The organism is Fluviicoccus keumensis (assembly GCF_004217445.1).
Classification (GTDB): Bacteria; Pseudomonadota; Gammaproteobacteria; order Pseudomonadales; family Moraxellaceae; genus Fluviicoccus; species Fluviicoccus keumensis.
Genome location: NZ_SHKX01000012.1, coordinates 276216 through 300724, shown reverse-complemented (window position 1 = coordinate 300724; position 24509 = coordinate 276216). Strand labels below are relative to the sequence as shown.

The 24509-nt window shown below is 62.5% G+C and carries 23 protein-coding genes; 19 read left to right on the top strand and 4 right to left on the bottom strand.

Translation table 11 applies throughout. The annotated features are described in order from the left end of the window. Window positions 1-88: 88 nt before the first annotated feature. The 3 genes from EV700_RS09525 (at window position 89) to EV700_RS17220 (ending at window position 2881) form a co-directional block, all read left to right on the top strand. Window positions 89-400: a helix-turn-helix domain-containing protein gene (locus EV700_RS09525; protein WP_130413117.1), complete on the top strand. Its 312-nt coding sequence runs from the start codon at window positions 89-91 to the stop codon at window positions 398-400. Window positions 401-407: 7 nt separating this feature from the next. Further along, complete coding sequence (locus EV700_RS09520; RefSeq protein WP_130413115.1) at window positions 408-1634, top strand: type II toxin-antitoxin system HipA family toxin; 1227 nt, start codon at window positions 408-410, stop codon at window positions 1632-1634. A gap of 155 nt (window positions 1635-1789) precedes the next feature. Next, on the top strand, window positions 1790-2881 hold the full coding sequence (locus EV700_RS17220; RefSeq protein WP_130413113.1) for a hypothetical protein: 1092 nt from the start codon (window positions 1790-1792) through the stop codon (window positions 2879-2881). Window positions 2882-2946: 65 nt separating this feature from the next. On the opposite strand, the gene EV700_RS09510 is transcribed toward EV700_RS17220, so the two are convergent. Next, window positions 2947-3600, bottom strand: coding sequence for a response regulator (locus tag EV700_RS09510; RefSeq protein ID WP_130413111.1), 654 nt, complete (start codon window positions 3598-3600; stop codon window positions 2947-2949). Further along, window positions 3597-5780, bottom strand: a complete 2184-nt coding sequence (locus EV700_RS09505) for an ATP-binding protein (RefSeq protein ID WP_130413109.1) — start codon at window positions 5778-5780, stop codon at window positions 3597-3599. Before EV700_RS09505 ends, EV700_RS09510 begins: the two co-directional genes overlap by 4 nt. 232 nt (window positions 5781-6012) lie before the next feature. Here EV700_RS09505 and EV700_RS09500 point away from each other — a divergent pair, with 232 nt between their 5' ends. The 10 genes from EV700_RS09500 to EV700_RS09455 all read left to right on the top strand — a co-directional run bounded on the left by EV700_RS09500 (window position 6013) and on the right by EV700_RS09455 (window position 18027). Continuing rightward, entirely contained in the window at window positions 6013-7005 is a 993-nt protein-coding gene (locus EV700_RS09500; RefSeq protein ID WP_130413107.1) for a sulfate ABC transporter substrate-binding protein, read from the top strand. A gap of 24 nt (window positions 7006-7029) precedes the next feature. Then, window positions 7030-7581, top strand: a complete 552-nt coding sequence (locus EV700_RS09495; protein ID WP_130413105.1) for an RBBP9/YdeN family alpha/beta hydrolase — start codon at window positions 7030-7032, stop codon at window positions 7579-7581. A 105-nt stretch (window positions 7582-7686) separates the two neighbouring features. Continuing rightward, entirely contained in the window at window positions 7687-8508 is an 822-nt protein-coding gene (gene cysT, locus EV700_RS09490) for a sulfate ABC transporter permease subunit CysT (protein ID WP_130413103.1), read from the top strand. After that, a complete protein-coding gene (gene cysW / locus EV700_RS09485) occupies window positions 8509-9390 on the top strand; it encodes a sulfate ABC transporter permease subunit CysW (RefSeq protein WP_130413101.1) in 882 nt (293 codons plus the stop codon). 11 nt (window positions 9391-9401) lie between these two features. Then, window positions 9402-10466 (top strand): sulfate/molybdate ABC transporter ATP-binding protein, encoded by a 1065-nt coding sequence (locus EV700_RS09480; RefSeq protein WP_130413099.1) that lies wholly within the window; start codon window positions 9402-9404, stop codon window positions 10464-10466. A 243-nt stretch (window positions 10467-10709) separates the two neighbouring features. Then, on the top strand, window positions 10710-11972 hold the full coding sequence (locus EV700_RS09475) for a sensor histidine kinase (RefSeq protein WP_130413097.1): 1263 nt from the start codon (window positions 10710-10712) through the stop codon (window positions 11970-11972). Then, window positions 11965-12408, top strand: a complete 444-nt coding sequence (locus EV700_RS09470; RefSeq protein WP_130413095.1) for a response regulator — start codon at window positions 11965-11967, stop codon at window positions 12406-12408. The genes EV700_RS09475 and EV700_RS09470 overlap by 8 nt, the downstream gene beginning before the upstream one ends. Before the next feature lie 15 nt (window positions 12409-12423). Continuing rightward, window positions 12424-14505, top strand: coding sequence for a putative bifunctional diguanylate cyclase/phosphodiesterase (locus tag EV700_RS09465; RefSeq protein WP_130413093.1), 2082 nt, complete (start codon window positions 12424-12426; stop codon window positions 14503-14505). 93 nt (window positions 14506-14598) lie between these two features. Beyond that, window positions 14599-15177: a porin family protein gene (locus EV700_RS09460; protein WP_165391410.1), complete on the top strand. Its 579-nt coding sequence runs from the start codon at window positions 14599-14601 to the stop codon at window positions 15175-15177. 234 nt (window positions 15178-15411) lie between these two features. Then, a complete protein-coding gene (locus EV700_RS09455; protein WP_130413089.1) occupies window positions 15412-18027 on the top strand; it encodes a bifunctional aconitate hydratase 2/2-methylisocitrate dehydratase in 2616 nt (871 codons plus the stop codon). 99 nt (window positions 18028-18126) lie between these two features. On the opposite strand, the gene EV700_RS09450 is transcribed toward EV700_RS09455, so the two are convergent. Next, window positions 18127-18708, bottom strand: a complete 582-nt coding sequence (locus EV700_RS09450; RefSeq protein WP_207224628.1) for a hypothetical protein — start codon at window positions 18706-18708, stop codon at window positions 18127-18129. Between the two features lie 261 nt (window positions 18709-18969). On the opposite strand from EV700_RS09450, the gene EV700_RS09445 reads away from it, so the two are divergent. The 3 genes from EV700_RS09445 (at window position 18970) to EV700_RS09435 (ending at window position 21915) form a co-directional block, all read left to right on the top strand. Continuing rightward, window positions 18970-19512 carry a hypothetical protein gene (locus EV700_RS09445; protein ID WP_242610235.1) on the top strand — a complete coding sequence of 181 codons (543 nt, stop codon included), beginning with the start codon at window positions 18970-18972 and terminating at the stop codon, window positions 19510-19512. Between the two features lie 214 nt (window positions 19513-19726). Beyond that, window positions 19727-20608, top strand: a complete 882-nt coding sequence (locus EV700_RS09440; RefSeq protein WP_165391409.1) for a MaoC/PaaZ C-terminal domain-containing protein — start codon at window positions 19727-19729, stop codon at window positions 20606-20608. Next, entirely contained in the window at window positions 20608-21915 is a 1308-nt protein-coding gene (locus tag EV700_RS09435) for a thiolase family protein (protein WP_130413085.1), read from the top strand. Before EV700_RS09440 ends, EV700_RS09435 begins: the two co-directional genes overlap by 1 nt. A gap of 51 nt (window positions 21916-21966) precedes the next feature. Here EV700_RS09435 and EV700_RS09430 read toward each other — a convergent pair whose 3' ends face one another. Then, window positions 21967-23046 carry a tetratricopeptide repeat protein gene (locus tag EV700_RS09430; RefSeq protein ID WP_130413083.1) on the bottom strand — a complete coding sequence of 360 codons (1080 nt, stop codon included), beginning with the start codon at window positions 23044-23046 and terminating at the stop codon, window positions 21967-21969. Window positions 23047-23318: 272 nt separating this feature from the next. Between EV700_RS09430 and EV700_RS09425 the strand changes: the two genes are divergently transcribed. The 3 genes from EV700_RS09425 to ruvC are packed head-to-tail and all read left to right on the top strand — an operon-like array spanning window position 23319 to window position 24398. Then, entirely contained in the window at window positions 23319-23579 is a 261-nt protein-coding gene (locus tag EV700_RS09425) for a VF530 family protein (protein WP_130413081.1), read from the top strand. A 54-nt stretch (window positions 23580-23633) separates the two neighbouring features. Beyond that, complete coding sequence (locus EV700_RS09420) at window positions 23634-23879, top strand: RNA recognition motif domain-containing protein (protein WP_130413079.1); 246 nt, start codon at window positions 23634-23636, stop codon at window positions 23877-23879. Beyond that, complete coding sequence (gene ruvC, locus EV700_RS09415) at window positions 23880-24398, top strand: crossover junction endodeoxyribonuclease RuvC (RefSeq protein WP_130413077.1); 519 nt, start codon at window positions 23880-23882, stop codon at window positions 24396-24398. It begins immediately after the preceding gene. Window positions 24399-24509 lie beyond the last annotated feature (111 nt).

The window sequence follows — 24509 nt, the reverse complement described above, 5'->3', positions numbered from 1 at the left end:
AATCCGTTCCTCATCCGGAAAAAGTGACCCGAATATTAAAAGACAATATAATGATCCTTAAATCCACTTTTAATTCACAAAAGACAAAATGTTAGACCTTATTCTGGCCACGCCCGCCGAAATCTGTAGCGATCTGGGTAGCCGCCTGCGCGAGCAGCGTCTGGCGCAGGCGCTGACCCAGACGGACCTGGCCTTGCGCGCCGGTGTCTCGGCGGGAACGGTCAAGAATCTGGAGGGCAAGGGGCAGTCGTCGCTGGAATCGCTGATCCGCATTGTCGTGGCCCTGGGCCTCACCAACCAGCTGCAAACCCTGTTCACCCTGCAAACCGACTCGATTGCCGCGCTGGCACGGGCCGAAAAGGCCAAGCGCCAACGCGCGCCGCGCCGTAACCCTGCCTGAGGCCGCCATGCGTTTGCTGAATGTCTTTTATACGGGTTGGGGCGAACAGTGGCTGTTGGGCCAACTGGCGGACGATGGCCGGAAGCTGCTTTTCGAATATTCGCCGGAAGCCCTGCGTCAGGGGCTGGAACTGTCGCCGCTGCACCTGAAGCTGCGCGCCGGCGCCTACCGCGATTTTCCGCAACACCTGTACCGGTTGCCCGGACTGATGGCCGATGCCCTGCCGGACGGCTGGGGCTTGCTGCTGATGGACCGGCTATTCCGGCAACGCGGCCTGCGCACAACCAGCTTGTCGCCGCTGGATCGTCTGGCCTTCATTGGCGACCGCGCCATGGGCGCGCTGGTGTTCCGGCCCTCGGACGATACGCCGCCGGAACCGTCGGATCTGACCTTGCTGGCGCTGGCCCAAGAGGCGCAACAGATTGTCAGCGGCAAGGACAGTGACGCGCTGGCGCAACTGGCGCGTCTGGGCGGATCGCCGCAGGGCGCACGACCGAAGGTGCTGGTCAACCATGATCCGGACAGCGGCATCATCAGCACCTCGGAGACCGGATCAGGTCAACCGTGGCTGATCAAGTTCCAGGCGGGCGGCGAGCACAAGGAGGCCTGCGCGCTGGAAAACCTTTACGCCCGGCTGGCGCGGGATTGCGGGCTTGAAATGCCTGAAACCCGGTACTTTGATCTGGGCCGCTCGCTGGCGGCCTTCGGCACCGCCCGCTTCGACCGGCAGGACGGTTGGCGGGTGCCGACCCATACGCTGGCCAGCGCCCTGCACGCCGACTTCCGGCTGCCCTCCTCGGTGGACTACACCACCTTCCTGCGCGCAACCCGGGCCTTCACCCGGGATGAACGCGAAGTGGGCAAGGCCTTTGAGCGGGCGGTTTTCAACGTGATTTTCCACAACCGGGACGATCATGGCCGCAATCTGGCGTTCTGCCTGGGGCGGGATCGGCGCTGGCGGCTGGCCCCCGCATATGACCTGACGTGGAGCGACGGCCCCGGCGGCGAACATCAAATGGATGTCTGCGGCGAAGGGCTGACGCCGGGCAGGCCGCATCTGTTGCGTCTGGCCGGGGAAGGCGGACTGGATACGGTCTGGGCGGCAAACGTCATCGAGCGCATGGCTTCCGTGGCCGGGACTTTCCGCGAGCGGGCCAAGTCCGAGCCGATCCGCGCCGCGACGGTGCAAACGGTGTGGAAATCGGTTGCGGCCTGCCGGGATCGGATGAAGTAAGTGTATCGCCTGCGCCCAGCCCCCCCATCCCGGGGGTATCCGCCCCACCCCTCCCTTCCTACACTCCCCTATACCCCCACGGGCCTCGCGCCCGTCTTCAGGGCGGCCGGCTGTCCGCAACGGCGCCCTCTTTTTCGATGTCACGGAGACCGATCATGCCCGACAACAAGAATCTTCTGGCCGCCGCCATTGCCGCCGCCCTGGCCACCCTCGTCACCGGCTGCGTGTCCAATGCCGCCAAGTCCGGCGGCGGCGAAAGCTCCGCCCCGGTCGCCGCTGCGCAGGGCGCGGCCCCGGCCCCGACAACCGCCGCACCCGTCAACAGCTCCGGGATTTCCGTGCCCGTCACCGCCGTCAACCCGGAAGACCTGCTGGACTACAACAAGACCATCGTGGTGCCCACGGCCTACGTCAAGTTCGTGGTTGACGGCAAGGTGGGGGTTTCCAAGCAGGGCAGCGCCTTGTCCACCATCGGCGGCGGCAGCGCCAATTCAGTGAAGGCCAGCGCCAAATACCACCTCAGCGGCTTCGACAAAGCCTTGGCCCAGTCCATCGCCAAAAAGGCCTATGACGATTTCGTGGGTCAGTTGCGCGCCGCCGGCTATACCGTGCTGACCTACAATGACATCAAGGGTCGGGACTACATGCAGGGCATCGCGCTGGCCAAGACCGACGCCAAGTGGGGCTTGCCGGTGGAATCGCCGGTAGGCAGTTCCGACACGCTGCTGGTGGCCGCGCCCAGCGATGAGCAGCAAATCAAGATCGGCTTTACCGGCCCCTTTTCCGAGTTCATCAGCCTGGGCAAGCCGAAAATCAAGGACGCCACCATCCTGATCCCGACCTACACCATCGTTGCTCCGCAGATCTGGGGGGAAACCGGCGCCACCTACTCCACCATCTCCGCTGGTATCCAGACCGCGCCAGGCATGAACCTGCAAGCCGCCGCCGTGACCTGGATGGGCAAGCCGAAGACACGGATGATGCGCGGCATTCCCGGTGTGGCCACGAAGGCGCCGGTGCTGAACATCACGACCAATGCTGGCACGCTCAGCAAGACCGACACCACCTCCAATGCCGCCAACGCACTCAGCAAGGGACTGTCGTTGCTGTCCGGCGCGGGCAGCATTACCTCCAACAGCGCGGACTATACCTTCACCGTCAATCCGGCGGCCTACACCAGCGGGGCGATGAAGGGCATCAGCGCCTTCAATGCCGAAGTGGCCAGGGTGGCGCGCGAGGCAAAATGAGCCCGAGGGTCCTTCCATGAAAAGGGCGGCTTGAAGCCGCCCATTTTCATTGCCGCCGTTTCCGTTTACTTGCGGATCAGCCCCAGTCGCGAGGCAGTCAGGCTGGCTTCGGCGCGCGAGGAAATGCCTAATTTTCGATAAATATCCTTCACGTAGCCGCGCGTGGTATGCGGGGAAATGCCCAGGCTGGACGAGGCTTCCCCGACGCTGAGGCCGTTAGCGATCAGGATCAGCACTTCCTTCTCGCGCGCAGTCAGCTTGCCGGTTTCAGGGTTTTCGCGCAGGCGGTCCTGCTGTACGAAGAAATCCATCATCCGCCGCGCCACGCTGGGGGAAATCGGCGGCACGCCGTCACGAATTCCGGCCAGCGCCCGTTCAATCTCGTCGTCGCCCTGATCCTTGAGCAGATAACCCCCCGCCCCGGCGCGCAGGGCACTGAAGATGTGGCTGTCGTCGTCGTAGATGGTGGCCACCACCACCCTGATGTCGCGGCCCGGCAGCAGTTCGGGAATCAGCTCCACGCCGTTGCCGTCGGGCAGGCCCAGATCCAGGATGACCATGCCGAAATGCTCGCGCGCCAGCAACTTGCGCGCAGCCGCCAGCGTGTGCGCCTGTCGCACGGCGCGCCCGGCCCCGAAAGCGGCCTGCACCCGCGCCGCCAGCCAGTCGGCGGTTTCCTTTACGTCCTCAACAATCAATACCGGATCGCTGTCTGTCATGTCGCTTCCCCTTGTCCTTCCGTCCGTCCCGATACCGCCACCGGAATGCGGATTTCCACGCGGCAACCGCCTTCGGCCGCCTGCCGCCATTCCACCTCGCCGCCCAGCTCGTCGGCGCGCGAGTGGATGATGTGATGCCCGCGCCCGCCCAGCTCCAGCTGCGCCGGATCGAAGCGGCCGTTATCACTGACCGTCAGGCACAGCCAGTCCTCGTCCAGCGTCATCGTCAATTGCACTTCGCTTGCCCCGGAATGCTTGATAGCGTTGGTGATGCATTCGCGCACCATGCGCTTCAGGTTGGCGTACTGCCGCGCCGACAGCATCACCCCCGACCAGTCTTGCGACGGCATGACGAAACCGATCCCGGCGCGTTGCAGGCGCTCGTTGGCTTCTTCACGCATCAGCTGCGCCGCCTCGGTCAGAGTGACGCTGCGTTCGTCCAGCGTCGCCAGCATCTGCCGCAAATCGCGGATGGCCAGCCGCGCTTCCTCGCGCATGCCCGCCTCCTGCCGTCCGTGCAGAATCGACAACAGCCGCGCGCCCAGGTCGTCGTGCAGGTCGCGCTTGATACGGTCGCGTTCCAGCCGCGCCCCCTGCTGCCGAGCGGCCAGGGCATCGCGGGCGTGCCGGGCGATGCCGTACAGCTCGCGGGCCGTATCCAGATCGTCACGATTGAACAAACGGCCGCCGCGCTCGCAGTACGACAGCATCACATGCCGTCCGTCCTCGATGTCCGGCAGGCACAGCAACAAGCCGTTGTCCGCCACCATGAAGTCGCGCTCGCCGTCGCGCCGCTCCATCGCCAGCGGACTGAAAATGCTGCGCACCACGTCCGGCCAGTGCGCGCACAAGGCCTCATCCGTCGGCAGGTCGAACAGGCGGCGGATGGCGCCCGCCTGCAATTGCCGCGTCACATTACCGCGCTGCAGCAGGCGTTCCACCAGCCATTGCCGCAACGGGAAATACAGCCAGCCCGCCACCCCCACCGCCAGGCTCAGCGCCATCCAGCCGTCGGTGCGCAGGAACCAGACAGCAATGCCGTCCACCAGCAACACCAGGATGCCGCCGAACAGCCAGCTCCACGCCGCCAACCACCAGTGTTCCAGCCGGAACAGGCGGTAGCGGCTGATCCCGGCCGCCAGTCCCAGATATACGATCAGGAAGACGCCAGAAGACAGGCTTTGCGGCACCGGCGTCGTCACGCCCAGCATCAACGGCACCACCTGCAAGGCCACAAACGCACCGCTGCCCAGCATGAACGACAGCAACAGCCAGCGCAGCGCCATGCGTGATACCGGATCGCGCCGCGACAGCCGCCACTGCTGCCAAGCGCAGCCCGATGCCATCAAAAAGATCACCAGCAGCCACAGGTAAAAACCGTCGCTAAAGGTTTCGGACACCTGCCGGATGTCCGCCACCCAGGCCAGCAGGCCCAGCAGCAGCGCCAACGCGGCCACCGGCTGGCGGCCCAGTGGCCGGGGGTAACTCCACAGCAGCGCCAGCATGGCGCAATCAAACAGCAGCGCGCCGCCGTGATTGATGATCGAAAGCAGCCGGAACAACTCCGGCTCCATCAGCAGTTCGCGCGAGCTGTAGATACTGGCCGACCAGGTGCCCGCCGCGAAACCCGCCGCCGTCAGCAGCAGCAGGTTGACCACGCGCTGGCGCGGCCGGAACACCCAGATGCCGCAGCCGATGCCCAGCGCGATCAAGCCGAATCCCAGCTGCAGCCAGAAGATGGCGGGAATATCCGCCGGTCCGCGCGGCCGCATGATCACCGGCAGCTCACGACCGTCCTGCAACACCAGTTTCGCCCGGCCGCTGCGCCATTCGGCCAGCAGCGGCGTCTGGATATGCATCAACGCGTTGTAGGCGCTGATGCGGTCCAGAAAATCCGGCTCTTCCACAATCAGCCACGACGGCAAGGGTCGCAAACGGCCGTCGGCTTGTCGCAAGCCCGCCACGGCGACGGGTCGGGCCAGGGTTTCGGCGCTGACCAGCAGCACATCCCCCTCGGCCTGAAAGCGGAAGCCCGCCCAGGGTTGCAGCAGCATCACCCGCACCAGCCCGAACACCGCCAGCGCCAGCAGAAAGGCCAGGATAAAGCCGCGCGAGGCGGGCGACAGGCCCTGCTTCAACGCGGGCGCGGCGGGGGCGGATTCAGGTTCAACCGGGGTCATGGACAGTTCCGTTGCGCGGATGGTCAATGCTGACAGGATGGCAAATCCCGAAGCACCCCGCAAACCGGGGGGTGGCGCCGGATTGCCGGAAGCTTGGCGACATTGCTGCGTTCTTTTATTCTTTTCAGGAACTAACATATGAATACAAAGTATTTTTAATTATTTAGCAGGATATCTACATTGTCCTCAAGCGGTCGTTACGACCCCACCTGTTGATCTTGAGGATTTTTGAATGAACAAGACCTTGCTGGCATTTGCCCTGACCCTCGGCCTGGCCGCTCCGGTGCTCGCCGATGTTTCCCTGCTGAACGTTTCCTACGACCCGACCCGCGAACTGTATCAGGACTACAACGCCGCTTTCGCCAAATACTGGAAAACCAAGACCGGCGAAACCGTCACCTTCAAGCAATCCCACGGCGGCTCCGGCAAACAGGCGCGCGCCGTGATCGACGGTCTGGAAGCCGATGTGGTGACCTTGGCGCTGGCCGGCGACATCGACCAGATCGCCAACCGCGGCATCATCGACCCGAACTGGCAGAAGCGTCTGGGCAACAGCGCTTCGCCCTACACCTCCACCATCGTTTTTCTGGTGCGCAAGGGCAACCCGAAAAAGATTCTCGACTGGGGCGATGTGGTTCGTCCCGGCGTGGAAGTGATTACTCCGAACCCGAAAACCTCCGGCGGTGCGCGCTGGAATTATCTGGCGGCCTGGGGTTATGCCCTGCGCCAGCCCGGCGCCAACGCCGACAAGGCCCAGGCCTTCGTGAAGAAGCTGTACAAGAACGTCAAGGTGCTGGATTCCGGCGCGCGCGGCTCCACCACCACCTTTGTGGAGCGCGGCATTGGCGATGTGCTGCTGGCCTGGGAAAACGAAGCCTATCTGGCGGTGAAGGAACTGGGGCCGGACAAGTTTGAAATTGTCACCCCCAGCGTTTCCATCCTGGCCGAACCGCCGGTCAGCGTAGTCGACAAGTACGCAAAGAAGCACGGCACCACCAAGGTCGCTCAGGCGTACCTGCAATACCTGTATTCGCCGGAAGCCCAGGAAATTGCCGCCAAGAATTACTACCGCCCCACCGACCCGGCTGTCGCTGCCCGCTACAAGCAGCAATTCGCACCCGTGAAGCTGTTCACCATCAAGGATTTCGGCGGTTGGACAGCGGCGCAGGACGCCCACTTTGCCGACGGCGGCATCTTCGACCAGATCTATCAACCGGGCAAGTAAGCCCGCATTCAACGGGAGCACACCATGAGCACCATTCTGATGATTCCGGGACTGCACGGCAGCGAGCCTGAACACTGGCAGTCCTGGTGGGAACGGCAGGACCCGTCGGTTATCCGCGTCCACCAGCAGAACTGGGATCATGGTGAGCTCTCGCGCTGGTCGGCGCGTGTCCGCGAGGCCATTCTGGCCGCGCCGGACCAGGTCTGGCTGGTGGCGCACAGCTTTGGCTGCCTCGCTACCGTCAACGCCGCCGCCGATCTGGGCGACAAGGTAGCAGGCGCTTTTCTGGTGGCGCCCGCCGACCCCGACCGCTTCGGCATCCACCCGTCCCGGCTGGAAAAACGGTTGCCCTTCCCGTCCATGCTGGTTGCCAGCACCACGGACCCCTACCTGATGCTGGACAAGGCTTTCCTGCTGTCACGCCATTGGGGCAGCCAGTTCATCAATCTGGGGAACGTCGGCCACATCAATGTCGCTTCCGGGTACGGCCCGTGGCCCAAGGGTCGCCGCCTGTTCGACCTGTTTCGCTCGCAATTCGAAATGATCGAGCCGGCTTCGTGGAAGATTTCCGCCTGAAGCCGGCCTTTAATAACCAAAAGTAATTTCATTCTTCCAAGAAAGTATTTTTGGTTATCCCTGACTCGACCTAGACTGCCCTCCTTCATTTCCGTGGATACACCGATGAAACGACGTGTCTTGCCGGGTCTGCCGCTGACCCTGGGCTACACCCTGACCTATCTGACGCTGGTGGTGCTGATTCCGCTCAGCGCGGTCTTCCTGAAAACCGCGACATTGGACATGGCGCATTTCTGGGAAGTGATCACCGCACCACGCGTCGTCGCTTCCTACAAGCTGACTTTCGGCGCTTCATTGCTGGCTGCGCTGATCAATACCGTTTTCGGCCTGATCCTGGCCTGGGTGCTGGTGCGCTACACCTTTCCCGGCAAGAAACTGGTCGATTCGCTGATCGACCTGCCGTTCGCACTGCCCACGGCTGTCGCCGGTATTGCCCTGACCGCGCTTTATGCCCCCAACGGCTGGATCGGCAGCCTGCTGGAACCGCTGGGCATCAAGATTGCCTTCACCCCGATCGGCGTGCTGGTGGCGCTGATCTTTATCGGCCTGCCCTTCGTGGTGCGCACGGTGCAACCGGTGCTGGAAGATATCGACAGCGAACTGGAAGAAGCCGCCGCCAGCCTCGGCGCGAACCGCTGGCAGACCTTCACCAAGGTGTTGCTGCCGATCATTTCCCCGGCGCTGCTGACCGGCTTCGCGCTGGCCTTCGCCCGCGCGGTCGGCGAATACGGTTCGGTGATCTTCATCGCGGGCAACATTCCGCTGGTCTCGGAAATTACGCCGCTGATGATCATCAGCAAGCTGGAGCAGTACGACTACGCCGGAGCGACCGCCATCGCCACCGTCATGCTGGTGATTTCCTTCATCCTGCTGCTGGTCATCAACGGGCTGCAGGCCTGGACCAAGAAAACCCGGGAGGCCGTGTAAATGGGAGCCGCCATCGGAGCGCGCCACACCGTGGGCGCTTACAGCAACAAGATCGCCACCCGCGAGCCCGCCTGGATCAAGGCCTTGCTGATCACGCTCGGCCTGGGCTTTTTCGCCCTGTTCCTGCTGCTGCCGCTGATTGCGGTGTTCGCGGAAGCGCTGCGCAAGGGCTGGGAAGTCTACCTGGCGTCGCTGGTGGAAGCCGACGCACTGTCCGCCATCAAGCTGACGCTGCTGATCGCCGTCATCGCCGTACCGCTGAACCTGGTGTTCGGGGTCATGGCCGCCTGGGCCATCGCCAAGTTCGACTTTCGCGGCAAAAGCCTGCTGATTACCCTGATCGACCTGCCGTTCTCGGTCTCGCCGGTGGTGGCGGGCCTGATCTACGTGCTGGTGTTCGGTAGCCAGGGCTGGTTCGGCGACTGGCTGTTCGACCACGACGTCAAGATCATCTTCGCCGTGCCCGGCATGGTGCTGGCCACCGTCTTCGTCACCTTCCCCTTCGTGGCGCGTGAGCTGATCCCGCTGATGGAAGCGCAGGGCCGCGACGAGGAAGAGGCCGCCGTGGTGCTGGGGGCGTCGGGCTGGCAGACCTTCTGGCATGTCACGCTGCCGAACATCAAATGGGGCCTGGTCTACGGCGTGGTGCTGTGCAATGCACGGGCGATGGGCGAGTTCGGCGCGGTGTCGGTGGTCTCGGGGCATATCCGCGGCGAGACCAACACCATGCCGCTGCACGTCGAGATCCTCTACAACGAATACAACTTCGCCGCCGCTTTCGCCGTGGCCTCCCTGCTGGCCTTGCTGGCGCTGCTGACGATGGTGATCAAGGTCTTCATCGAATGGCAGGTCAACCGTCAGGCCCAACCGGACTCCGAATGAGGTGATGCATCATGAGCATTGAAGTCAAGAATATCTCCAAGCGTTTCGGCGATTTCGTCGCCCTCGACAACATCAGCCTGGAATTCCCCAGCGGCGAACTGGTGGCGCTGCTCGGCCCCTCCGGCTGCGGCAAGACCACGCTGCTGCGCATCATCGCCGGTCTGGAAAGCGCCGATGCCGGCCAGGTATTCCTGGATGGCGAGAACGCCTCCGACGCCCACGTGCGCGAACGGCAGGTCGGTTTCGTGTTCCAGCATTACGCGCTGTTCCGGCACATGAGCGTCTTCGACAACGTTGCCTTCGGCCTGCGGATGAAGCCGAAGAACATCCGTCCGAAAGAAGCGGAAATCCGCAAAAAGGTCATGGATTTGCTGAAGCTGGTGCAACTGGACTGGCTGGCCGACCGCTACCCGTCGCAGTTGTCCGGGGGGCAGCGCCAGCGTATAGCCCTCGCCCGCGCTCTGGCGGTAGAGCCTCGCGTGCTGTTGCTGGACGAACCTTTCGGCGCGCTGGACGCCAAGGTGCGTAAGGAACTGCGCCGCTGGCTGCGCCAGTTGCATGACGAACTGCACATCACCAGTATTTTCGTCACCCACGATCAGGAAGAAGCCCTGGAGGTCGCCGACCGCGTAGTGCTGATGAATCACGGCCACGTCGAGCAACTGGGTGCGCCGGACGAGGTCTACGAACATCCGGCCACGCCCTTCGTCTACGGTTTCCTGGGCAACGTCAACCTGTTCCACGGCCGCATCCACGGGGAAACGCTGCAAACCGGCGATGCCGTGCTGCCAATTCCCGGCCACGATCTGAACCACGGCGACGATGTGGTCGGCTTTGTCCGGCCGCACGATCTGGAAATCATCACCGCCCCCGACGGATCCGCCACCGGCATTCCCGCGACCGTGAACCGGGTACTGGCGTTTGGCGCGAATGTGCGAGTCGAGCTGACCGGCGCGGATGAAAAACCGCATGAAGTCGAACTGACGCGCGGGCAACGCGAATCGCTGCAATTGCAAAGCGGCCAATCGGTGATCCTGCGGCCGATCCGGGTCAAGGTCTTCGACAAGGCCGGCTGAGCCATCGCCCGCCACGCCCGGACCCGCCCGATGCCATACATCCGGCGGGTCTTTTTTTAGACCGGAAACGGCTTTTCATGCCAGAATGGAAGAACAGCGGCCGGCATTCGTCCCCCGTCAACAACACTTTATCCATTGATCACAAATTATTCATTGAAAAACAGATTCATGCCGCTACACTAAAGTCAATTTGACAAATAAACATATCTGAAGCCCCGGCCCGGATATGCTGGGAAATTCGACATGGAAGCTGAACGAATTCCGCTGTTTGCCCCGGACTTCCGGGCGTTGTTCGAGACCTGTCCCGGGCTCTATCTGATACTCGATACCGATCTGCGCATTGTCGCTGTCAGCAATGCCTACCTGGCCGCCACCATGACACGGCGCGAGGCCATTCTCGGGCGACTGCTCTTCGACGTTTTTCCCGACAACCCTGATGACCCGACCGCCGACGGTACACGCAATCTGCTGGCCTCCTTGCAGCGGGTCATGCAGACCGGGGCTGCCGACACCATGCCCATCCAGAAATACGACATCCGCCGCCCCGACGATCAGGGCGGCGGCTTTGAAGTCCGCTACTGGAGCCCGGTGAACTCCCCGGTCTTCGACGACGCCGGACGCCTAAGGCATTTGCTGCATTGCGTCACCGATGTCACCGAGTTTGTCCGCTTGCAGGAAGCAGGCCTGCGCCACGAGGCCTCCGCCGCCAGCCTGCGTCACCAGAATGACCAGCTGGCCATTGAAATCTTTCATCGTGCCCAGGACATCGCCAGGGCCAACCATCAGCTTCACCGCCTGAACGAAGAATTGGCGGCCTCGAACAGCGAGCTGGAAAGCTTCACCTACTCGGTCTCGCACGACCTGCGCGCGCCGCTGCGCGCCATCGACGGCTTCGCCCGCATGCTGTCCGAACGGGCCGCCGACCGGCTGGATGCCGAGGATCACCGCTTGCTGGAAGTCGTCCGCAAAAGCAGCAAGACCATGGGACAACTCATCGACGACCTGCTGCATCTCTCACGGCTGGGACGCGCCCCGCTGCAAAAGCACTCCATTGACATGCAGGCGCTGGTGGAAGAGGTCTGGCGCGAGATGCCGCCATTCAGCGGCGACATCCGGTTTGACGCCCTGCCCGCGACCGAGGGTGATCGGACGTTGCTCCGCCAGGTCTGGATCAACCTGTTGTCCAACGCGGTCAAATTCAGCAGCAAGTCCGAGCAACCCGCCATCACCGTATCCGCCGAATCCTCCGCGCACGAAGTCCGTTACCAGGTGCGGGACAACGGCGCCGGCTTTGACAGCCGCTACCTGGCCAAGCTGTTCAATGTCTTCCAGCGGCTGCATTCAGCCGACGAATATCCCGGCACCGGCGTCGGCCTTGCCATTGTCGCCCGCGTCATCTCCAGGCACGGCGGCCGCGTCTGGGCCGAGGGCGAGCCCGGCAAGGGCGCCTGTTTCCATTTTGCACTGCCCGCGGGGCAAACCGGCAAGGAGGCTGAACATGAATAACCTGTTCTCGATGGATGTGCTGCTGGTGGAAGACAGCCCGCTGGATGCCGAACTGACCATGGACGCCCTGCGCCGCCAACGGCTGGCCAACCGCATCGTCTGGGCCAAGGACGGCGCGGAGGCGCTGGATTACCTGTATTGCCGGGGCGACTACGCCGAGCGCGATCCGGTTCCGCCGCGACTGGTGCTGCTGGACCTGAAAATGCCGAAGGTTGACGGCCGCGAGGTGCTGGCCATCATGAAGAACGATTCGCGGCTGCACCGGATTCCGGTCGTGATGCTGACCTCCTCGGCCGAAGAAAGCGACCTGGTCGAGTCCTACGGCCTGGGCGTCAACAGTTATGTGGTCAAACCGGTGGACTTTGACGTGTTCGCCGCCGAAATCGGCAAGCTGGGGCTCTACTGGCTGCTGATCAACCGTTCCCCCACCCCCTGACGGAGACCCCGGATCATGGAAGAAGTTCGCATCCTGCTGCTGGAAGACATGGCATTTGACGCCGAACTGGTACAGGCCAACCTGCGCCAGGCCGGCATTGGCGGCGACATCCGGCGCGTACTGGATGAAGCTGCATTCCGGGAGGCCCTGGCCGCCTTCCGGCCCGATGTCATCCTCGCCGATTACCATGTCCCGGGCTTCGGCGGGCTGGAGGCGCTGCATATCCGCAATGAGCTCGCGCCCGCGACGCCCTACATTTTTGTCACCGGCTCCCTGGGGGAAGAAAAGGCGGTCGAAACCCTGCGCGAAGGGGCGACCGATTTCGTGCTGAAGGACCGCATGGCGCGATTGGGCAGCGCCGTCGGGCGGGCGCTCGCGGATGCCCGCCGTCAGGCGGAGCTGGAAGCCGAGCGGGTGCTGCACAACACCATCCTGAACACCGCGCAAGCCATGATCGTGGCTCTGGATGAACACGGTCACGTGCTGCACGCCAACGCCGCCGCCGCCGTCATCGCCGGTCGTCCGGCGGCGGACATCACCGGCCAGCCGTTCTGGGAGTGTTTTGTCGACTCCGCCGATATGCCGGCCACCCGCCTGCGCATCACGGCCATCGCCGAGGAAGTGCTGGAGGCCGAAACCTCCTGGCGGATGGTCAGCCGGCTTGGCCGTGTCGTGGTCTGGACCGCCGCCGCACTGCAAGCCGATCGTCATCCCGAAGCCCGGCTGGTGCTGTGCGGTATCGACATCACCGACCAGCAACGCGCGCAGGAAAAGGCGTACTACCTTGATCACTTCGACGCCGCCACCGGCCTGCCCAACCGCCGCCTTTTCCAACTGCAGCTGCAACAGTATTGCGATCAACACGGTCCCGGATCCAACGGCCGCATTGTCACCATGATTGTCGGCCTGGACCGGATTCAGGCCATTCGCGACAGCTACGACGACGCCGTGATCCAGAAACTGCTGGCGGAAACCGTGCAGCGACTGCGCACCTGGCAAGTCCATCATGAACTTCTGGCCCGGATCGACGATCTCAGCTTCGCTCTGGCCTTTGAAATTGAACACGAAAAAGAATTGGAGCAAACCATCCCCTTCGTGCTCAACCAATTGCATGAGCCGATCGAGATCGACGGCACGTCGTGGGTACTGCCCTGCCACGCCGGCATCAGCCTGTCCCGCCCGGACCTGACCGCCTTCCTGCTGGTGCGTGAAGCCGAAGCGGCGCTGCATGACGCCCAGGCTCGCCACCTCCCCTTTGTCATTTACAACGCCCATCTGTCCAAAAAGGCCCGCGAGCGCCTGCTGCTGGAAACGGAGCTGCACCAGATTCCGCTCCATCCGGAACAGCTGACGGTGTATTTCCAGCCGCAGGTCGATGCCCGCACGCACCGCCTGATCGGGCTGGAGGCGCTGGTGCGCTGGCGCCACCCGCGGCTGGGGCTGATCCTGCCCGGCCGTTTCGTTCCGATCGCCGAATCCGCCGGGCTGATGCCCGATCTGGGCCGGGAAATCATCCGCATCACCTGCCGCCAGATTCAGGACTGGCAAGAAGCGGGACTGACGGTGCCCCCGGTCGCGGTCAATATCTCCGCCGACGAATTTGCCTCGCCCGGTCTGGTCGAACGCGTGGAACACGCCCTGCTCGAATTCGACATCGCCCCGCAAACGCTGGAATTGGAACTGACCGAATCGGCCAGCATGCAGAACCCCGAGGCCACCATCGCCATCATGAACCGGCTGTGCGACCTGGGCGTGCGCCTGTCCATCGACGACTTTGGCACCGGCTACTCCAACCTCAGCTACCTGAAGCGCTTCCCTGTCAGCCGCCTGAAGCTGGATCAGGCTTTCGTCCGCGACATCCTCACCGACAACCACGACCTGGCCATCTCCCAGGCCATCATCGCCATGGCGCACCAGTTGCGGCTGGAAGTGGTCGCCGAGGGAGTGGAAAACGTCGCGCAATTGAAATTGCTTTCGCAAGCGCGCTGCGACTTCATCCAGGGCTACCTGTTCAGCACGCCGCAACCCGGAGAGGTTTGCCGGCGCTGGCTGCGGGAAGGCATGGTGTCGCCGACCACGCCGGTGCTGCCGGATTGACGCACCCCGGCCGGAATTTGGCTTTTACCGCGACTGCGGTATGATCGGATTGTTACGGAAATTGCTTTTTCAATCATGATCACAGGAGTCAACATGATCAAACAACTCGGGCTGGCCTTGGTTGCCTGCACCTCCCTGGCTGCATATGCCGACGTAGGCGACAGCTATTTCGGCGTGGACCTGATGAAAGCGGACTATCAGGAAGACGGCATGTCGGAGTCGGTTTCCCCCAAGCTGATCCAGGTAAAATTCGGATCCGAGTTTGCCAGCGGCGTCGGCGCCGAATTCCGCATCGGCACCGGCATCAATGAAGGTGAAGGCGGGCCGATGAAGGTTGTCACGCCCTTCGGCACGGCCACAGCTACCGCCAAAGTCAACATCGACCTGTTGGCGGGTGCTTACCTGCGCGGCGATCTGCCATTTACCGATCAGTTCCATGTTTACGGGCTGGCGGGTATTACCAGCATCAAGACAACCGCGGATGTGAATGTGCTGTCCCCGATCCCCGGGACGAACAGCGCCTCCAGCACCGGCACCGAGTTCTCCTACGGCGCGGGTCTGGCCTTCAAGCCCGCGGATGACGTCAGCCTGACGGCGGAATACATGATGCTGGTGGATAACGGCGATGTGCAGATCAGCTCATTCAACATCGGCTTCGCCAAGAATTTCTGATCCCGGACCCAACCACCTTACGGGCGGGATCCGTTAACGCCGGAGACCCCGCCTCATCCAGTGCATTGTCTTGCCGAATAACGACTATACCGTTTGCGATATAGCGCTCTTCCTTAACATTTCCCCGCATTTCGGCTAGTATTCCGCCCACCGTTTTTCGCCGTCCCACGCCGGTGTGCCCATTGCATCACCAGCCGGAGCGGAACACCCCCGTTTGACCAAGAGGAAACCACCGTGCTCGAAGCCTATCGCCAACATGTCGCCGAACGCGCCGCCCAAGGCGTCCCCCCGAAGCCGCTTGATGACAAGCAAACCGCCGACCTGGTTGCCTTGCTGAAGAACCCGCCGAAGGGCGAAGAAGCCTTCCTGGTCGACCTGCTGGAAAACCGCGTTCCCGCCGGTGTGGATCCCGCCGCTTATGTGAAGGCCGCCTTCCTGGCCGCCGTCGCCAAGGGCGAAGCCACCTCCCCGTTGGTGACCGCCAAGCGCGCCGTCTACCTGCTGGGCACCATGCTGGGCGGCTACAACGTCGAACCGCTGGTTTCCCTGCTGGACAACGCCGAGTTGGCCGCCGACGCCGCCACCGCGCTGAAGTCCACCCTGCTGATGTTCGATTCCTTCCATGACGTGGAAGAAAAGGCCAAGGCCGGCAACGCCCACGCCAAGGCCGTGATGCAGTCCTGGGCCGATGCCGAATGGTTCACCAACCGTCCGGAAGTCCCGACCGAAATCAAGCTGACCGTGTTCAAGGTCACCGGCGAGACCAACACCGACGACCTGTCCCCCGCCCAGGACGCCTGGAGCCGCCCGGACATCCCGCTGCACGCTAACGCCATGCTGAAGAACACACGTGACGGCATCACCCCGGAAGAACATACCGTCAAGGGTCCGATCAAGCAGATCGAAGCCATCAAGGCCAAGGGCAACATGGTCGCCTATGTCGGCGACGTGGTCGGCACCGGCTCCAGCCGCAAGTCCGCCACCAACTCGGTGCTGTGGTTCTTTGGCACCGACATCCCGCACATCCCGAACAAGCGTGACGGCGGCGTCTGCATCGGCTCCAAGATCGCCCCGATCTTCTTCAACACCATGGAAGACGCCGGCGCGCTGCCGATCGAACTGGACGTGTCGCAGATGAATATGGGCGACGAAATCGTCCTGACCATCAATCATGAGACCGCCGAAGTCACCGCCACCAAGAACGGCGCCGAAATCGCCAAGGCCCCGTTGAAGACCCCCGTGCTGCTGGACGAAGTCCGCGCCGGCGGCCGCATCAACCTGATCATCGGCCGCAGCCTGACCTCCAAGGCGCGCGAGTCGCTGGGCCTGCCCGCCTCCACCCTGTTCCGCCTGCCGCAACAGCCCGCCGACACCGGCAAGGGCTACACCCAGGCCCAGAAGATGGTCGGTCGCGCCTGCGGCCTGCCGGAAGGCACCGGCATCCGTCCGGGCACCTACTGCGAACCGAAGATGACCACCGTCGGCTCCCAGGACACCACCGGCCCGATGACCCGTGACGAACTGAAGGATCTGGCCTGCCTCGGCTTCTCCGCCGGTCTGGTCATGCAGTCCTTCTGCCACACCGCCGCCTATCCGAAGCCGGTGGACGTGCAGACCCACCACACCCTGCCGGACTTCATCATGAACCGCGGCGGCGTGGCCCTGCGTCCGGGCGACGGCATCATCCACTCCTGGCTGAACCGCATGCTGCTGCCGGACACCGTCGGCACCGGCGGCGACTCGCACACCCGTTTCCCGATCGGCATTTCCTTCCCGGCCGGTTCCGGCCTGGTCGCGTTTGCCGCCGCCACCGGCGTCATGCCGCTGGACATGCCGGAATCGGTGCTGGTCCGCTTCAAGGGCAAGATGCAACCCGGCATCACCCTGCGTGACCTGGTGCACGCCATTCCCTACGCCGCCATCCAGCGCGGTGAGCTGACCATCGAGAAGAAGGGCAAGAAGAACGTCTTCAACGGCCGCATCCTCGAAATCGAAGGTCTGGAAGACCTGACCGTGGAACAGGCTTTCGAACTGTCCGACGCCTCCGCCGAGCGTTCCGCCGCCGGTTGCTCCATCACCCTGAGCGAAGCCTCGGTGAAGGAATACCTGACCTCCAACATCACCATGCTGAAGTGGATGATCTCGGAAGGTTACGGCGACGCCCGCACCATCGCCCGCCGTATCGAAGCAATGGAAGCCTGGCTGGCCAACCCGAGCCTGCTGCGCGCCGACAAGGACGCCGAATACGCCGCCGTGTACGAGATCGACCTGAACGAGATCAAGGAACCGATCCTGTGCTGCCCGAACGATCCGGACGACGCCAAGCCCCTGTCGCAAGTGGCCGGCGCCAAGATCGACGAAGTGTTCATCGGCTCCTGCATGACCAACATCGGTCACTTCCGCGCCGCCGGCAAGCTGCTGGAGAAGGTGGAAGGCGGTTCGCTGAGCACCCGCCTGTGGCTGGCCCCGCCCACCAAGATGGACCAGCACCAGCTGATGGACGAAGGCTACTACAACATCTACGGCCGCGCCGGTGCGCGTACGGAAATGCCGGGCTGCTCGCTGTGCATGGGCAACCAGGCCCGTGTGGCCCCGAACACCACCTGCGTGTCGACCTCTACGCGTAACTTCCCGAACCGTCTGGGTCAGGGTTCCAACGTGTACCTGGCGTCCGCCGAGCTGGCTTCCGTGGCCGCCGTGCTGGGCAAGCTGCCGACCGTCGCGGAGTACATGCAGTACGCCGAGAAGATCAACAGCATGTCTGGTGACATCTACCGCTACCTGAACTTCGACCGCATGGGCGAGTACACCGCCAAGGCCGACAAGATCAATGTGGCGCAGTTGACCTGAGCTTCGGCTGAGGTTGATGGATAAAAATAACCCCCGCGTATGCGGGGGTTATTTTTTGGGGTGAGGCGGCATCAAACCGCCGAATGCAGCACCGCTGCGTCAGTTCGGCGACAGCTTCCGCACCATCCACGACGTAAACTTCTGGAATGTCGACGCGTCACTGACCTTGCAACGCGGATCCGTCTTCTGCAACGCCGTAATCACATGCTGGGGGATCGGCAGCTTCTCGCAACCGTGACTGTCCTCGCAGATCATGTCCCATTCCGGCTTGGCGGCGGCATGACAGGCAAAGCAGTTCTTCTTGAACCGGTTGTTCACTTCCATGAAGCCGCGCTTGCGGATTTTCGAGCCATTGGCATCCACGTCCAACTCAAAAAACTCCCAATCGCGCGTGACCGGGCTGAATCCCGGCTCCCGCTTCACCATCACTTCGGTCGGTACCAATTGCACCACGGAACCCGGCGGATAGACGCCGCCGCTCGTGGACTTGGCCACCGCTAGCGTCGCATCCAGATTGCCGTTCAGGCTGTCCACGAAGAAACCGCGCACCGGCGTCATTTCCTGAAGGCAGCGAAACGATTTCTCGGTCACATCCACTGTGGCGGCTGCCATCACCTGCGGGATGGAAAGCGCCAGCAACAGGGGCAGGCTCAGTCGGGTCATATGGGAATTCAGGCTCATGTTATTTCCGGGAGATGTGAAAGATACGCATCTTAGATACTCTGGATCAGCCAATGTTACATCGGCCCGCAATTCCACCGCGACTGGCACGCCGGTTCCTCTCTCCGACACGATTGCGATCTTGAAGGGTGTGAACAGAAAACAGCCATTGGCATGACATATTTGCGAATGTATGTGATCCGGCAGCCAATCTTCTTTAGTATCAGGGTTCGTGCAAGGCTGCACATCTACAGACATTATTCAAGAAAAGGACAAATCTCGATGAAGAAGACCGTAGCAATCATCGCTTTCAGTGCGGTACTGGGAACACTCCAGGGTTGCGCAACCCCGGCATCCATCCAGGGGATGACTGCCCCTCGCGCCAGCACCAGCCAATCAGACCTGGCCAACAGTATCTCGGTGACTGAAGTCAGCGGCGGCAAGAAGACCAATCCGCTGTGGACATCCCAAATCTCCTCGACAGATTTCGATGCCGCCCTCAAGGCTTCCCTGAAATCAGCCGGACTGCTGAGTACCGACAAGGGCCGCTATACGCTCAGCGCGACCCTCGTGGCGCTGGAGCAACCGGCTTTCGGTCTGGACATGACCGTGACATCGCACGTGATGTATACGCTGACTGATACCGTGACGGGCCGCAAACTACTGGAAGAAACCATCGTCGCTCCTCACACCGCAACGGTCGGAGAAGCTTTCGTCGCCGTGAAACGACTGCGCCTGGCCAATGAGGGTTCGGTTCGCCAGAACATCGACAAGCTGATCACGCGGATTGAAACGTTGAAGGTCGACGGCGTCAGCGTCAAGTAACGTCCCGTCACTCTCACCCCGCTGTCCCGAGCCCCGGCCTTTCAGACCGGGGCTCGGCTTTTCTATATTCCGCTCATCGGCCATGCAGGCTTGGCGTGTCGAACCTGCGGGCAGCGTTGATCACCCCCTTGTACTCTTGTCCGCATCTCCCATACCATTCCCGTACATTCCGGACGATGATCCAACTTTTGAAAACCTCAGGAAATTCCGCGCCATGACCGTGAGCATTCCCGTCCGTCTCGTGACCGAACATACCGCCACCATTTCCGCCATGCTGCTGGGCGGCGCCCGTTCCGTGCTGCCTTTCGTCAAGAAAAGCCAAGGCGGCGTGCGCATCAACCGCCGCCTGAACGCCCCTTCGGCCGAACTGGTCGAAGCCTTCAACGCCTGGTCTGGCGTAGCGCGACCCACCGGCGACCTGCCGCCGGCGCTGCTGGTGGCGCAAACGGCGTTGTCGGTAGTATCGGAGCTGACGGCGCAATGCCCGTATCCGCTGCTGGGCGTGCTGAACCAGGGTTTGCGCATCGTTATCCACGAGCGCCTGCCCATTGGCGGCAAGCTCAACCTGTCCGGCGAACTGGTCGATGCCTCGGATGACGGTTATCGCGCCCGCATTCATTCGCATGTCGAAGTCGGCATCGAGAGCAACCCCTGGGCGGTCAGCATTGACGCCTATGCCGCCGTCGTGCTGAAGAAGCGCCCGGATGGCAGCAGCAGCGAGCGCGTCGAGCCGCAATGGGAAACCATCGGCCACTGGCAGGCGGGCGACGATGAAGGCGTGAAGTTCTTCCTGCTGACCGGTGACTTCAACCCCATCCACACCCTGCCCGCCGTTGCCCGCCGCACCCGCTTCAAGGGCTGCATCATGCACGGCTACGGCGCGTTCTCGCAGATCTACGCCGCGCTGGAAAACCACGGCCTCCCCATCAGTGATATTGAAACGCGTTTCGTGAAGCCGCTGCCGCTGCCCAGCCCGCCGTTGTTGATCCAGATTGCCCGCGAAGCCAATAAAGAAGGCCGCTTGCCCTTCCGCCTGACGGATGCCTCCGGCAACCTCTATCAGGTGGGCAGCTTTATCGCCGGGGAGAACGCGTGATGACCATGATTGCCTACGATCGTCTGCCGGTGCTGGTGGAAGGTGTCCGCACTCCCTTCCTGGACAGCGCCGGGGCTTACTCGCCGCTGATGAGCTACGAACTGGGGGCCAAGGCCATTGCCGGTCTCGTTCAGAAATCCGCTGTCGACACCGGCAAGCTGGGCCTGGTGGTGATGGGCACAGTGCTGCACGAGATCAACACCACCAATGTCGCCCGCGAGTGCATGCTGGCGGCGGGCCTGCCCAGCACCATTCCGGCCTATACCGTGGCCATGGCGGGTATTTCGCCCAGCGTCGGCGTCGCCAATATCTGCGACATGATCGCGCTGGGCCGCATGGACATGGGCATTGCCGGCGGCACCGAGAACTTCTCGGATGTGCCGGTGCGCCTGTCGCAGAACGTACGCCGCAGCCTGATGAAAATCCGCCAGAGCCGTTCCACCCGCGACCGGCTGGCGGTGCTGGGTTCATTGCGGCCGCGCGACCTGCTGCTGGATGTCCCCACCAGCTCCGACTTCACCACCAAGCTGACCATGGGCGAAGCCTGCGAGGCGATGGTGCGCAAGTTCGGCATGACCCGCGAGGCCAGCGACGCCTTTGCCGCCGCCAGTCATGCCCGCGCCGTCGCTGCCACTGATGCCGGGTTCTATCGCGAACAGATCCTGCCGGTAACCGTGGCTGGCATGACCGTGACCGAGGACAACACCGCCCGCCGCGATACCACCCCGGAAACGCTGGCGCGGCTGAAGCCGGTGTTTGACCGGGAAAGCGGCATCATCACCGCAGGCAACTCTTCGCGCTTCTCCGATGGCGCGGGCGCGGTACTGTTGTCCAGCATGGGTGCGGCCCGCGCCGCCGGGCATGCCGTCAAGGCGGTGATCCGCGATTACCAGTTCGCCGGCGTGGACAGCCTGGAACAGGAAATGCTGCTCGGCCCGGCCATGACCATCCCCCGCCTGCTGCAACGAAACGGCCTGAATTTCGCGGATGTCGACGCCTGGGAAATCCACGAAGCCTTCGCCACGCAGGTGCTGATCAACCGCGCCTGTCTGGCGTCGGAAGCCTTTGTCGCGGAGCGTTTCGGAACCGGGTTCCCGCATGGCGAGATTCCGCTGGAAAAGCTGAATATCTGTGGCGGGTCGCTATCGATGGGCAATCCCTTTGCCGCCACCGGCGTGCGCCTGCTGATGACGGCGGCGCAACGGCTGCTGCGCTTCAACCAGCGTTATGCAGTAATTTCCACTTGCGCGGGCGGCGGTCTGGGCGCGGCGTTCCTGCTGGAAAATCCGGACTTCGTGAAGGCGTGACGCAGAAGGAAAAACCTCCGGTCAAGGACCGGAGGTTTTGGCGGAAACCGTTCAGCCGGCATCCTGTTGACTGAGAGCATCGGCGCGCTGCTGGGCCTTTTCCGCCTCGCTGCTGCGACCCATATCGTGGTAAATCCCCGCCAGATTGGAAAAGGCGGTTCCCAATTCGGCATTGTCGGAGCCCTGCGTTTTTTCTCGGACCTTGATCGAACGTAACAGCGATTGCTCGGCCTCGGCCAACTTCCCTTCCGACTGATATACCAGCCCCAGGTTATTCAGGGCCGTCGCCAGTTCCGTCTCTTCCCCCGCTGCAAGCTCCTGGATCCCGATGGCGCGCTTGTACAGGGACTCCGCCTGGGCATAATCCTCCAGATGATCATAGACCGACGCCAGGCTGACCATGGTAAAGGCCAAATCGGTGTCCGTCGGTTTCAGAATGCCTTCGTGCAGCTTCAGCGCACGCTTCAACATCGGCTCGGCCTTGGCGTAATCTCCCTGTCGATCATACAGGCGTCCCAGGCTGCGCAAGGTATTCGGCAACGCGGGATCGCCCGCCTTCAGTGCATATTCCCGAATCGACAGGGCGCGGACATACATGGTTTCAGCCTGAGCGTCATCACCCTTGCCGGCATAGAGTCCCCCCAGGTTATGCAACGTATCCGCTACTTCCGGATGGTTGGTTCCCTGTTCTTTTTCGCGGATGGCCAGCGCCTCCTTGAACAGCGGTTCGCCCTTGTCGTAAGCCTCCTGGTCGCGGTACAGCACCGCCAGGTTATCCATGACCGTCGCCTTTTCGATTGCCCGCACCATGGGATTCGCCCGCGCGATAGCCAGGGCCTGCACATAAAGGGGTTCGGCCCGGGCCACATCGCCATGGCTGTCATAGCGCAAGGCGATGTTGTTCAGGCAGGTCACCATTTGCGGATCGTTCGGCAGCAGCGTCTTGCGCGCCACTTCCAGTTCTTTCTCGCTGATCGGCACGGACTGTTCATAATGGCCTGAGTCCGACAGACGTTGGGCCTGTTCATCCAGGGCATCCCAGGTTTCCAGATTCAGCTTGCTCTTGCCCAGAATGGTGACCAGAAAAGAGATGGCAATAATGCCGGCAAAGATTTTGGCGAGTGTTTTCATTCGGTTTCCTGATTATCCCTTCCCGGCAATACCGCGGAACGGATGATGATGTCCATGTGCATGGCGACGTGTGTCCATTCCGGAACGTTGGCGGGAATATTCCCTTATCGGCGGGCGCGATTGACGACGCCAAACGCCCCGGCGATTCTGGCGGAGGTTGGCCCACAGGGCAAGTTCTGCCAAAATGCCGGCGACATCGCCGGACGCCGTAGCCGCCCGTCCTCCTTCTTGTTACGCTGCCTGCTGACAACCTTGCCCGGAAAACGCCTTTCATGCCCCAGGATCCGCTCAACGGCCTTACCCTTGAAACCCTGCTCAACCGCCTGGTCGAACTCTACGGCTGGGAGGAAATGGCCCGCTACGTCAATATCCGTTGCTTCAGCCACGACCCCAGCCTCAAGTCCAGCCTGACCTTCCTGCGCCGCACCCCTTGGGCGCGCGCCGAAGTCGAAGCGCTTTACCGCCGCTTCGGTCACGAAGACTGGCTGCAATTGGAGCAGGAACGCCAACAAGCGGCGGGGAAGCCTGTCTAAAGCTGCAGCCAGCCCGTACAATAGCGCTTCAGCAACCTGCCTTCCGGAACGCCCATGAAAATCCTCGCCCGCAACCTCTCGCGCGAAACCACCGAAGCAGAACTGCGCGCGATGTTTGAAGCCTTCGGGCTGGTGGAAGCCTGCACCGTGGTCATGGACAAGGAAACCGGCAAATCCAAGGGCTTTGCCTTCATCGAAATGCCCAAGCACATGGACGCCAAGACCGCGATCAAGCGGTTGAACAATACCAGCGTCAAGGGCAGCACCATTCGCGTCAAGTCGGCGGAACCGGCGCAATAAATGACCGTCATCATCGGGATTGACCCCGGCTCGCGCCTGACCGGCTACGGCATCATCCGCAAGACCGGCAGCAAGCTGGAGTTCATCGACGCGGGCACCATCCGCACCGAAACCGAGGAAATGCCGCTGCGCCTGAAGCGCATTTATGAAGGCCTGAAACGCGTCATCGACTTCTACCAGCCGACCGAGGCCTCGGTCGAACAGGTCTTCCTCGCCCGTAATCCCGACTCGGCGCTGAAGCTCGGCCAGGCGCGCGGCGCGGCGGTCACCGCGCTAATGATGCACGAGGTCGCGGTTTGGGAATACAGCGCCCGACAGATCAAGCAGGCCGTGGTCGGGGTCGGTTCGGCCGAAAAGGAACAGGTGCAGGCGATGGTGACGCGGCTGCTCAATATCCCGGTCATTCCCCAGGCCGACGCCGCCGACGCCCTGGCTGCCGCCCTCTGCCACGCCTATACCAATCAGGTGCTGCTGCGCATCGGCGCCACGGCCATCCGCAGCGGCCGATCACGACGTTAGAAAATGCACTTAAAGCATTACCTGAATTGAAATGTATCCAAATATGTAGTATAGCAATATCATTGCCATACCTTGCTCCTTCAACCTATACCCATTTTAATGAAGGCCGTC